The organism is Saccharothrix hoggarensis (assembly GCF_042678885.1).
Taxonomy (GTDB): Bacteria; Actinomycetota; Actinomycetes; order Mycobacteriales; family Pseudonocardiaceae; genus Actinosynnema; species Actinosynnema hoggarensis.
The window spans coordinates 58,528-69,628 of record NZ_JBHTLK010000009.1; the positions used below are offsets into that span (position 1 = coordinate 58,528).

Annotated in this window: 9 protein-coding genes and 1 pseudogene; 1 reads left to right on the forward strand and 9 read right to left on the reverse strand. The window is 72.0% G+C overall.

Features of this window, described 5'->3' with window-relative positions:
* Nucleotides 1–17: 17 nt before the first annotated feature.
* Genes ACFQ3T_RS03795 through ACFQ3T_RS03820 form a run of 6 tightly spaced genes read right to left on the reverse strand, consistent with a single transcriptional unit; the run spans nt 18 to nt 6,758 of the window.
* Nucleotides 18–875 carry a sugar phosphate isomerase/epimerase family protein gene (locus ACFQ3T_RS03795; RefSeq protein ID WP_380719772.1) on the reverse strand — a complete coding sequence of 286 codons (858 nt, stop codon included), beginning with the start codon at nt 873–875 and terminating at the stop codon, nt 18–20.
* A gap of 29 nt (nt 876–904) precedes the next feature.
* Entirely contained in the window at nt 905–2,086 is a 1,182-nt protein-coding gene (locus ACFQ3T_RS03800) for a substrate-binding domain-containing protein (protein WP_380719775.1), read from the reverse strand.
* Nucleotides 2,087–2,111: 25 nt separating this feature from the next.
* Nucleotides 2,112–3,119 (reverse strand): ABC transporter permease, encoded by a 1,008-nt coding sequence (locus ACFQ3T_RS03805; protein WP_380719778.1) that lies wholly within the window; start codon nt 3,117–3,119, stop codon nt 2,112–2,114.
* Nucleotides 3,116–4,129 carry an ABC transporter permease gene (locus ACFQ3T_RS03810; RefSeq protein WP_380719781.1) on the reverse strand — a complete coding sequence of 338 codons (1,014 nt, stop codon included), beginning with the start codon at nt 4,127–4,129 and terminating at the stop codon, nt 3,116–3,118. The genes ACFQ3T_RS03805 and ACFQ3T_RS03810 overlap by 4 nt, the downstream gene beginning before the upstream one ends.
* On the reverse strand, nt 4,126–5,628 hold the full coding sequence (locus ACFQ3T_RS03815; RefSeq protein ID WP_380719784.1) for a sugar ABC transporter ATP-binding protein: 1,503 nt from the start codon (nt 5,626–5,628) through the stop codon (nt 4,126–4,128). The genes ACFQ3T_RS03810 and ACFQ3T_RS03815 overlap by 4 nt, the downstream gene beginning before the upstream one ends.
* Nucleotides 5,625–6,758, reverse strand: coding sequence for a Gfo/Idh/MocA family protein (locus ACFQ3T_RS03820; RefSeq protein ID WP_380719787.1), 1,134 nt, complete (start codon nt 6,756–6,758; stop codon nt 5,625–5,627). The genes ACFQ3T_RS03815 and ACFQ3T_RS03820 overlap by 4 nt, the downstream gene beginning before the upstream one ends.
* A gap of 12 nt (nt 6,759–6,770) precedes the next feature.
* Here ACFQ3T_RS03820 and ACFQ3T_RS03825 point away from each other — a divergent pair, with 12 nt between their 5' ends.
* On the forward strand, nt 6,771–8,036 hold the full coding sequence (locus ACFQ3T_RS03825; RefSeq protein WP_380719790.1) for an ROK family transcriptional regulator: 1,266 nt from the start codon (nt 6,771–6,773) through the stop codon (nt 8,034–8,036).
* 67 nt (nt 8,037–8,103) lie between these two features.
* Here the strand turns inward: ACFQ3T_RS03825 and ACFQ3T_RS03830 are convergent.
* The 3 genes and pseudogenes from ACFQ3T_RS03830 to ACFQ3T_RS03840 all read right to left on the reverse strand — a co-directional run.
* Nucleotides 8,104–8,298: pseudogene (locus tag ACFQ3T_RS03830) on the reverse strand (substrate-binding domain-containing protein); the annotation flags it as partial.
* A 258-nt stretch (nt 8,299–8,556) separates the two neighbouring features.
* Nucleotides 8,557–9,495, reverse strand: coding sequence for a cysteine peptidase family C39 domain-containing protein (locus tag ACFQ3T_RS03835; protein WP_380719792.1), 939 nt, complete (start codon nt 9,493–9,495; stop codon nt 8,557–8,559).
* A 164-nt stretch (nt 9,496–9,659) separates the two neighbouring features.
* A partial coding sequence (locus ACFQ3T_RS03840; protein ID WP_380719794.1) for a helix-turn-helix transcriptional regulator occupies nt 9,660–11,101 on the reverse strand: 1,442 nt, incomplete at its 5' end.

The following is an 11,101-nucleotide window of genomic DNA, read 5'->3' on the forward strand; positions in this document are numbered from 1 at the left end:
TTGTGGGTGACGCCCGATCAGCTGGTGCCGATCACCTCCCGGAGGAACTTCAGACCGTCGACGGCGAGCGCGTCCTGGGTGGGTGCCAGTGGGCGCCAGATGGATGCGGCGGTGGCGATGCTGGCGTTCTCGCCGGTGAAGGACTCGATGCACAGCGGCCCGGTGTAGTCGGCTTCGGTGAGGGCGGTGGTGATGTCGGGCCAGTCCAGGTGGTCGTCGCCGGGTGCGCCGCGGTCGTTGCCGCAGACCTGGACGTGCGCGATCCGGCCCTCGGCCGCCCGGATCGCGTCGCCGACGTGCTTCTCCTCGATGTTCTGGTGGTAGACGTCGACCGCGACGCCGCACCCGTCGACGGGCAGGCCGTCCAGGGCGGCGAGGGTTTGCCCGATGGTGTTGAGCAGGCTGGTCTCGTAGCGGTTGAGTGGTTCGACGGCGACCCGCACGCCGACCGCGCGGGCGTGGTCGACCACCGGTGCGAGGTTGTCGCGCAGTTCGGCGATCCGGTCGTGCCGCTCCTGCTCCGTCATGCGCCACGTGCGGCCGACGGAGGCGTAGGCCGGTCCCGCGATGACCGGCGAACCCACCTCCGCCGCGATGTCCACGACCCGTCGCAGGTAGTCCTGGGTGGCGGCGACGGTGGCGGGTTCGGCCGCGACCAGTTCCCGGCCCGGCGGCATCACCAGGCACACGGTCGCGGCGAGCCCCTGGTCCGCCAGGACCCGCGCGGCGTGCGCCGGGTCCCAGTCGTCGACCTCCTCCACCGGGAGTTCGAGCCCGTCGAACCCCCACCCGGCCACTCGCGTGGCCAGCTCGGCGAGCGTCGCGTCGCGCAGCGGCGACGTCCAGACCCACGTGCTCACACCGATCGCGTGCACAGTTCCTCCATCCGGGCCGGGCAGCGGCTCTACTTCCAGGGCGCGGGGTAGCCCGGCATGAGGTCGCAGCCGCACATGGCGTAGTGCAGCGGCGGCATGTCCTGCTGGACGAAGTCCGTGAGCTCGCCCTCGGTGATCTTCGGCTGCGGCAGCACCCACTCCTTGGGCACCTGCTGACCGTTGAGGACCTTCAGCGCGGCGATGACCGGGGTGCGCCACTGGTAGGTCGGGTAGGTCGGGGCGACGGCGGTCATCTTCTCGACCGCCCAGGTGCGCAGGAAGTCCTGCTGGTCCTCGCCGACGAAGGCCGGGATCGGCACGCCCGCGTCCTGGAACGCCTCGACCGCGGCGACGGCGGTCGCGCCCGCGTCCATCCAGACGCCGTCGATCTGGCCCTCGCGCTGGATGTAGTCGTTGACGATGCTCTTGGTCTTGGCCGCGTCGCCGTCGGTGAACTCGACGCCGACGACGTTCAACCCGCTGCCGGAGAAGATCTCGTTGGCCGCCGCCCACCGCTGCTCCAGCACGTCGACACCGGGCAGGATGCGCAGGGCGAGGACCTTGCCGCCCGCCTTGACCTTCTCCTTCAGGAACTCCGCGCCGTCCGCGCCGAACGCGAAGCCTCCGATCGGGTGGATGAACGTCACCGGGCACGACGTGTTGACGCCGCGGTCGAACACGATCACCGGCACGTTCGTCGCGCACGCCGCTTCGATGGCGGGGGTCAGCGTGGCGGTGGTGTTCGGCGACACGATCAACGCGCTGCACCCCTGGGAGGCGAACGACTGGATGTCGCTGATCTGCTTGTCGTCCTTGCCCTCCGCGTCGAGCACGGTGAACTTGGTGATCTCCGGGTGCAGTTTCACCTCCTCCTTCATGGTGGTGAAACCGACCTGCCGCCACGGGTTGTTGACCGCCGCGTTGGAGAAGCACAGGTGGTGGCTGCCGCCCGGCTTGGCGTACTTCGCCGTGTCGACCAGCTCGGGCGAGAGCATCTGCTCCCACGGCTTGTCGGCCGGTCCTTCGGCGGTGGTCGACCGGAACGTCAGCTGGCGCTCGTACTCCGCCTGGTCGAAGAACTCCGACTTCGCGCCGGCGGCCTTCGACGCGCCCGTCGTGCCGGTTGTTCCGGTGTCGGCGGGCAGGTCGCTGCTGCAGCCGGCCATGGCCAGCAGGCCCGCGACGGCCACGACGAACCACTTCCTGTTCATCGGTTGTCTCCTTGTGCGGCGGGGACTAGCGGGAAGCGGGCTCGGGTGCGCCGGTGCGGCGCCGGAACCTGAGCTTCTGGTTGACGCCGAGGGCGGCGTAGGCGACGGCGGCGATGATGATCACGCCTTGGACGGCGGACTCCAGCGCGCCGGAGACGCCGAGCAGGTTCAGCAAGGAGAAGAGGGCTTCGAGGGTGAGCGCGCCGGCGGCCGCGGCGACGACGGAGCCCTTACCGCCGCCGAGCAGCACGCCGCCGAGGACCACGGCGGTGATGGCGCGGAACTCCAGGCCCTCGCCGACCTGGGCCGACACGCCGGCGAACCCGCCGAGCAGGATGGCGGCCAGCGCCGCGAGCAGACCGGACAGCGCGAACGCCAGCACCTTCAGCCGGTCCACCCGTCCACCCGCGAGGCGGACGGAGTTCTCGTTGTCCCCCACCGCGACGAGCGTGCGACCGGTGCCGCTGCGCATGAACAGCGCGGCGGCGACGAGGACGGCCAGCAGGATGACCACCGACCACGGCAGGTGGCCCAGGACCGGCAGGTCGACCCCGCCGCGGCCGAACACGCGGAACGACGGTGACAGCGCGCCGCGCGGTGCGCCGCCGGTCCACAGGAACACCGCGCCGTCCAGGATGAGCAGCATCCCGAGGGTCACGATGAACGACGGCACCAGCAGCTTGGTCGTGACCAGCCCGTTGACCAGGCCGACCAGCAGGCCGAAGCCCAGCAGCAGGGCCATGACCCACGCCGTGTTCGCGTCGTCGCCTTCGATCAGCCGTGCGGCGATCACCACCTCGGCGGTGACCAGCGAGCCGACCGACAGGTCGAACCCGCCGGAGACGATGACGAAGTACTGGCCGATGGCCAGCAGCACCAGCGGCGCGGCGCGCTTGAGCAGCGCCAGGTAGCCGGTGGGTTCGGAGTAGGCGGGGCCGGCGAAGGCCAGCGCCACCAGCAGCACGGCCAGCACCGCCAGCACGGGCGCGGTGCCCTCCGCCAGGCGGGGGCGCCACGTGGTCGGCGCGTTCACGCGGACCTCCTGGTCAGCTTGCGGCGGGCGTAGAGCGCCACCGCGACGATGAGGACGACGCCGCGCACCACGTCCTTGAAGAACGGGTCGACGGCGAGGTCGTCGAAGATGGTGTCGAGGGTGGCCAGGATGAGGACGCCGCCGATCGTGCCGACGACACCGCCCCGGCCGCCCGCCAGCGCCGCGCCGCCGAGCACGACGGCCGCGATGGACTCCAGGTCGTAGCCCGCGTCCGTGCCGACGTACGGCGCGCCGGACCCGAGCCGGCTGGCCAGGAACACCCCGGCCAGACCGGCTGCGACGGCGCACAGCACGTGGGCGGTGACGATCGTGCGGCCCGTGCGCACACCCGACAGCCGCGCCACGTCGATGTCGCCGCCGACCGCGTAGGTGTGGTAGCCGGCGCGGGTGCGCTTGAGGTACCACCACGCCGCCGCCGCGACGAGCAGCATCAGCACCACACCGACCGGGACGGGGCCGATGCGGTCGAACCCGAGGTGCTGGAACGCGCGCGGCACGCTGCCCGCCGGTCCGGTGTAGTTGTCCTCCAGGTAGCCGCGCAGGATCAGCGCCACGCCGAGGGTCGCGATGAACGCGTTGACCTTGAGCACGGTGACGACCAGGCCGTTGACCAGGCCGACGACGGCGGCCACGCCGAGCGCCAGCAGCACGCCGGGCACCATCATGCCGTCGCTGCCGGCCATCGTCTCCGCCGCCACCAGCGAGCACAGCCCGACCAGGTAGGCCACGGACAGGTCCAGCGACCCGGTGATGATCACGATGGTCTGCCCGACCGCGACCAGCCCCAGCACGGTGCTGCGGGTGAGGATGTTGAGGATGCCGCCCTGGTCCAGCAGCACGCCGCCGTTCAGGCCGACGAGGATGCTGCCGGCCACGAGCAGGGCCGCCAGCGCCAGGTAGACCGTGACGGTCGGGGTGAAGCTGAACCGGCGGCCGCCGTCGCGCCGGACGGGGTTCGCGAGCTCGACCTTCTCCTGCGCGACGCTCATGCCACTTCTCCCGTGGTGTGCCCGGTGGCCAGGCCCATGACGGCTTCCTCACCGGCGCCCGCGGGCAGTTCGCCCGCGATCGCGCCCTCGTGGACGACCAGGATCCGATCGCTCATGCCAATCAGCTCCGGCAGCTCGGAGGAGATCATCAGGATCGCGACCCCGCTGCGCGCCAGGTCTCGCAGCAGCCGGTGCACGGCCTGCTTCGCGCCGACGTCGATGCCGCGGGTCGGCTCGTCCACGACCAGCACGCGCGGTCCGACGGCCAGCCACTTGGCCAGCACCACCTTCTGCTGGTTGCCGCCGGACAGGTAGCGCGCCTCCTGGTGCTCGCCCCGCGCCACGACCGCGACGGACCTCAACAGCTCGCCGAGGTCCGACTTGCGCCGTCCCGGACCCCCGGTCAGCGCCGCGCGGCGGACCAGCAGCGCGTTGTCCCGAATGGACTGCCGCAACGCCAGACCTTCGCCCTTGCGGTCTTCCGTGACGTAACCGATGCCGAGCCGCACGGCCGCACGTGGGTCGGTGATCCGCCGCACGACGCCGTCGACTTCCAGCGTGCCTGTGGTGAACGGCTCGACGCCCCAGATCGCGCGCGCGATCGCGGACCGCCCGGAGCCCTGCAGTCCCGCGATGCCGACGATCTCGCCCGCCCGCACCTCGAACGTGATGCCGCGGACCCGGCCGTTGCCCGCGCCGCGCAACGCCAGCCGCACGTCGCCGAGGTCGTCCGCGCCGGCGCGGTCGGGGTAGAGCGCGTCGAGCGAGCGCCCGACCATGTGGCGCACGAGCTCGTCCGAGGTCAGCTCGCTGGTGAGGGCGCAGGTGACGAACGCGCCGTCCTTGAGCACCGTGATCCGCTTGCTCAGGTCGAACACCTCGCGCATCCGGTGCGAGACGTAGAGGATCGCGATGCCCCTGGTGCGCAACCGGTCGACCAGGTCGTACAGCAGCTCCACCTCGTGGTCGGCCAACGCGGCGGTCGGCTCGTCCATCGCGAGCACCCTGGCGTCGGTGGACAGCGCCTTGACGATCTCCACGACCTGCTTCTGCGCCACCGACAACCGGGTCACGGTGTCGGCCGGGTCGATCCCCTCCTCGCCGAGCCAGTCCAGCAGTGCCTTGGTGTCGGCCTCCATCTTGCGGCGGTCCACCTGCCCCCGGCGGACCGGCTCCCGGCCGAGGTAGACGTTCTCCGCGACGGTGCGGTGCTCCAGCAGGTTGAACTCCTGGTGGATGATCGCGATGCCCGCCTCCTGGGCGTCCCGCGGCGTGGCGAACACGACCGGCTCGCCGTCTACCTCCACCCGACCCGAGTCGGGCCGGTGCACACCCGCGAGCACCTTGAGCAGCGTCGACTTGCCCGCTCCGTTCTCGCCCATCAGCGCGTGCACCTCGCCCGCGCGCAGCTCCAGGTCGACACCGCGCAGCACGGGCACCCCGAGGAAGCCCTTGGTGATCCCGGCGAGCCGGACGACGACGTCACCACCGACGGTCATCGATCCACCTCGATCCACGCCCCGGCGGACGCGGCGGAGGTCAGGACCGCGTCGGTGATGCGTACCGCCCGCAGGCCGTCGGCGAAGGTCGGCAGGCCGTCCGGCAGGTCCTCGCCCAGCACGGCGCGGTAGGTGTCGGCCACAAAGGCGTCGAAGCAGTCCTGGTAACCCTGCGCGTGCCCGGCCGGCAGGCGCGCGTACCGCGCCGCCGACGGCGACAGGGTCTGCGGGTCTCGCGACAACACCTGGTTGCCGCCGCGCCCGCCGACCCACAACCGCTCCGGGTCCTCCTGGTCGAACGCGAAGCTGGCCTCGGTGCCGGAGACCTCCAGGTACAACCGGTTCTTCCGGCCGGCCGCGACCTGCGAGACCACCACCGTGCCCAGCACCCCGGACCCGGTGGTGAACTGCACGACCGCCGCGTCCTCGGTCGGCGTGGCCCGCGACCGCGGTCGCCGCTGGACGGCCACCGTCTGTGCGGACAGCCGGTGGATCCGGTCACCGGTCACGAACTCGAACAGGTCGCACCAGTGCGAGCCGATGTCGGCGAACGCCCGAGACGGGCCGCCGACCGCCGGGTCGACCCGCCAGTCGTCGTCGGTCGGCCGCGATAACCAGTCCTGCCAATATCCGCCGCTGACCGTGGACACCACACCCGCCCGACCGGTCGCCAGCCTCGTCCGCAGCTCACGGACCATCGGGTGGAACCGGTACACGAACGGCACCGCCCCCACCCGACCCGCGGCCCGCGCCGCCTCGGCCAGCCCGGTCGCTTCCGCGGTACCGGTGGCCAGCGGCTTCTCGCAGATCACGTGCGCACCCGCGGCAAGCGCGGCGTGGACCGCCTCGGCGTGCCGGACGTTGGGCGTGCACACGTGCACCACGTCGGCGCCTGCCTCGGCCAGCAGTGCGTCCAGGTCGGCGTAGCCGCGTCCCGCACCGACGGCCCTCGCGGCATCGGCCGCACGGTCCGCAGTGCCTGCCACGGCGGCGACGACCTCGGCTCCCGCACGCCTCGCCGCCTCGGCGTGCACACGGCCCATGAAGCCGGTACCCACCACGGCGATCCGCAGGGTCCGAGGCTCGGCACGACCGCTCTCCGCCGCTTGAGTTAGGTGGGTCACAGTCATGTGGCGAACCGTATGAGGGGCATTGGCGGATGTCAATCAAAAGTCCCGGAGGTTTCGGCAAATTGCGCCATAAGTCGGACTGTCTGGTTCAATCGCGGCGTGAAAGAAGAGGGCCGCTTCCTCGGAGCCGCTTCCGCCGGAGAGCTGTTGCACCTCCTCCGCGACGGCGTGCCACGTACCCGCACCGAGCTGACCTCGGTGACCGGCCTTGCCCGGTCGACCGTGCGGCTCAGGCTGGACGCCCTGCTCGATGCGGGCCTGGTCAGCGAAGGGGGCAGCGAAACGTCGACCGGCGGCCGACCGGCGGGCCGCTTCGTGTTCAACGCACGGGCGCGAATCGTCCTCGCCGCCGAGGTGGGCGCGACCCACGCCACGCTTGCGGTGACGGACCTGACCAGCTCACCCCTCGTCCTGCGCCGCATCGAGCTGGACGTCGCCGACGGCCCGGACGTGGTCCTCCCCGTGCTGATCAAGACCTGGAAGGCGTTGCTCGCCGAAGCCGGGCTCGACTCGGTGCAGGTCGCCGGGGCCGGCATCGGTCTGCCCGGTCCGGTCGAGCACTCGACCGGACGGCCGAACAACCCGCCGATCATGCCGGGCTGGGACGACTACGACGTCCGCGGGCGCATCGCCTCCGAGTTCGGGGTTCCCGCCCTGGTGGACAACGAGGTGAACCTGATGGCACTCGGCGAGCACACGAAGTGCTTCCCGGACGCCCAGCACGTCATCGTGGTGAAGGTGGCCACCGGCATAGGTGCCGGCTTCATCAGCAACGGCGAACTGCACCGCGGCGCGGTCGGCGCGGCCGGCGACCTCGGCCACATCGCCGCCCCGCACGCGGGCGACGTGCCGTGCCGCTGCGGCAACACCGGCTGCCTCGAAGCCGTCGCCAGCGGCTCCGCCATCGCCGCGGCACTGCGCGCCAAGGGGATCGACGCGCACACCAGCACCGACGTCGTAGCCCTGGTACGGACCGGCGACCTCGAAGCCGGCCAGCTGGTGCGATGGGCGGGCCGCACCATCGGCGAAGTCCTCGCCACCTGCGTGAGCATGTTCAACCCCTCGCTGATCGTCGTCGGCGGCACCCTCGCGATGGCCGGCGAGATGCTGCTCGCCGGGGTGCGCGAGGCGATCTACCGGCGCTCCCTGCCGCTCGCCACGGAGAGCCTGCGCATCGTCCCGTCCCAGGCGGGCGACGACGCCGGTGTCCTCGGCGCGGCGGCGATGGTGATCCAGCACGTGCTCTCACCGTCCGTCGTGGACCGGCAGCTCGCCTGACCCGCAGAGGACTCTCGCACCGCAGCTTCTTCCGCCCGACCGATCCCCGACCACCGACATCCCGGCCGACACCCGGACGCCGCCGACGCAGTCCGCGCAACACCCCGAGGGCAACGATGTCGTTGAGGCAGATGACCGCTGTGGGTCGCGGTGACAGCGACCGCACCCGGTCGACCACCGAGTCGGCCATGTCCACCGTGCACGGCTCGGGCACCCGGATCTCCACCAGCGTGGTGGCCACGTCGAGTCCGGCCGCGGTCAGCGCACGGCGGACCCGTCACCGCGCATGTGGGCCGGTGTCCAAGGACGGCACGGAACACGGAAGGCGGCGCGTCGGCATCGTGGACGTGGCCGCCGCCGCGGGCGTGTCGAGGCAGACCGTCTCCAACGTAGAACGGCAACCCGTGTCGTGGCAGTCGATCAACTCCTCCGACCGCTACCTCTGCGCCCAGGTGTTACAACGGCCGGTGCGCGCGCAGAGGCCCCGCTCGGGCGAGCGGGGCCTCTGCGCTGCTGGGACTCAGCCCACCGGCGGCGACATCACGAACCAGTTGAAGCCCTCGACCAGCGGCTTGTTCTGGTCGGCGTACGCGGTGCCGGCGAGCTCCCACCGCTCGACCGTGCGGTAGGTGCCGGGCTGCAGGCTCTCGTCGACCGGCGTCGTCTCGTCGTCCTTCACCGGCAGGTACTCGTAGACCGACCGCCGCGTCAGCGTCACGGCCAGCGACTCGTAGGCGGACTGCGTGTCGAGGTAGCCGGGCGTGCCGTGGTCCGCTGCCTCGGCCGGGTCGGCCAGCCGCAGCTGCACGAAGTCGCCGTTGAACGAACCCTTGGCCGAGACCACCGTGACGAGGTGTCCGCCGTCGCGCTTGAGGCTGTTCTGCGGACCGGCGACGTAGCGGCCGTACCACATCTGCACCGGGCCCTGGTTGAGCTTCTTGGCCAGCTCACCGGCGAAGTCGGGGCTGGTCGCGGTGCTGATCCCGCCGGTGTCGGTCGCCCAGCCGACGTCCCTGGCGGGCTTGGTGGCGATGTTCCACGCGGTGCGCAGGTTGGTCGAGTTGGTGCCGTCCTCGACGCTCCACTTGGAGTCCGTGGCGATGCGACCGATCGAGTTGGTCACGACGCCGTAGTGGGCGGGGTTCTTCGGGTCGAGGTTGCCCACCTTGGTGGTGAGCCAGCCGACCGGCGCCTTCTTCTCGTGCCCCCAGTAGTGCAGCACGTTGTAGAGCGACGACGGGCCGCAGTGGGTGCCACCGTTGGCCGCGAAGCCGGCGCGGTACTGGTCCACGTCGCTGACACCGCACTGCTTGACCTCGAAGTCGGGGCCGGTGACGTCGGCGAGCTTCACGCACGGCGGCGGCGTGCCGATGATCGGGTCGGCCGCGGCCAGGCCCGGCAGGGCGACGGAGCCGACGGCCGCAGTGGCGATGGCAGCGATGACGAGCTTGCGCAACATGGGATTCCTACCTCCTGTGGAGGGGGCCACCTCCCGTGGCCCCTTCGCTGTCGATAGGAGAAGCTTGACCTGCGCAAACGTCGAGGGCATGAGGGTTGGCCCCTCAACGTGGGGGTCGGGAAAGTTGGGTGTATCAGGCCTACCCCCACCCGACTCCTACCTGGTTACGCGAGAGCCTTCGCCAGGTCGCGGCGCCCGCTGATGCCGAGCTTGGTGTAGATGCGGCCCAGGTGGTTCTCCACCGTCTTGGGCGTCACGAACAGCTCCTGCGCGATCTCCCGGTTGGCCCGGCCCGTCGCGGCGAGGTCGGCGACCCGGCGTTCACTGGCGGTCAACGCCTCCGCGCCCGCGAGCACCAGCCGGCGCGGCCTGTCCCCCAACGCCTCCAACGCGTCCACGGCCCGCGTGCGCAGCACGGTCGACCCGCATGCCACGGCCAGGTCGATGGCCCGGTGCAGCGGTTCGCGCGCGTCGGTGCGCCGACGTGCCACCCGCAGCGCCTCGCCGAGGTCGACCAGCGACCGCGCCAGCTGCAGCCGCGACGGTGACGCCTCCAGCACGTCGACCGAAGCCGTCAGGAGCTCCACCCGTCGGCCCGCGTCGGCGTGCGCCAGCAGCCGCAGCGCGGCGCCGATCTCCGTCGCGGCGCCCCACTTGCGGGCCAGTGCCACCTGCTCCTCTGCCAGCACCAGCGCGGCGGCCCCGTCACCGAGCAGCATCGCCGCCCGCACCGCGGGTTCACGCCACGGGACCGTCGGCGGGTCGAGTTCGGCGGCCAGCATCGCGTCCCGCTGCAAGCGCGCCTCGGCCAGCGCGGCCCCGGGGTCGCCGTTCGCCAGCGCCAGCACGGCGCGCGGCTCGTGCAGCCAGATCGTCGGCATGATCTGCGGCGCGTCGGGGTGCTCGGAGTCGAACGCGGCCAGCGCCGACGCCGCACCCGCCAGGTCGCCCCGCTCGAACGCGACGTAGGCCAGGAACTGGGCGGCGGTCGCGCGCAGCGCCACCACGTGCGGCGCCGGATCCTCTTCGCGCACGGCGGCCAGCCCGCCTTCGGCCTCGACGGCCACCTGCACCATGTCGCCCGACCGCCAGTTCAGGAACGCCGCCGAGTTGGCCACCATGGCGAACTCGACCGGCGAGCCGTGCGCACGCACCCGCAGCCGTGCCCGTTCGATCTCCCGGCGGGCCTCGTCCACGCCGTCCGCGGCCATCAGCGCGAGCAGCGCCACCACCCACGCCACCATGGCGTCGGTGCTGCCGGTGGCGTCGTCGAAGTACGCGCCGTTCGACAGCGCGCGCAACGCGGTGGCGGCCACCTCGGACGACGGCCGCACCTCGTAGCGGCCGGTCTGGGCGAGCAGGCCCAGCAGGGTGCGCTCGTCGGGGGTGCGGCCGGCCAGCGACGCGTGCCCGCGCAGGTGCTCCGACGCGGCCTGTCGGTGGCGCGGCGAGAACGACCGGACGACCGCCAGCCTGGCCTCCAGGTGCAACCGGCCTGCGTCCGGGCCGCGGGCCGCGATGGCTTCGGTCAGTTCGGCGATCGCCGCCTCCGGACCGTCCACGGCGGCGGTCGCGGACACGGCGGCGGCCAGCAGTTCGGCGTCCG

Coding starts and splice junctions, on each gene's coding strand:
- ACFQ3T_RS03815 (WP_380719784.1), bottom strand. CDS start 5,628: ATGACCGTCGGTGGTGACGTCGTCGTCCGGCTCGCCGGGATCACCAAG.
- ACFQ3T_RS03810 (WP_380719781.1), bottom strand. CDS start 4,129: ATGAGCGTCGCGCAGGAGAAGGTCGAGCTCGCGAACCCCGTCCGGCGC.
- ACFQ3T_RS03825 (WP_380719790.1), top strand. CDS start 6,771: ATGAGGGGCATTGGCGGATGTCAATCAAAAGTCCCGGAGGTTTCGGCA.
- ACFQ3T_RS03835 (WP_380719792.1), bottom strand. CDS start 9,495: ATGTTGCGCAAGCTCGTCATCGCTGCCATCGCCACTGCGGCCGTCGGC.
- ACFQ3T_RS03820 (WP_380719787.1), bottom strand. CDS start 6,758: ATGACTGTGACCCACCTAACTCAAGCGGCGGAGAGCGGTCGTGCCGAG.
- ACFQ3T_RS03800 (WP_380719775.1), bottom strand. CDS start 2,086: ATGAACAGGAAGTGGTTCGTCGTGGCCGTCGCGGGCCTGCTGGCCATG.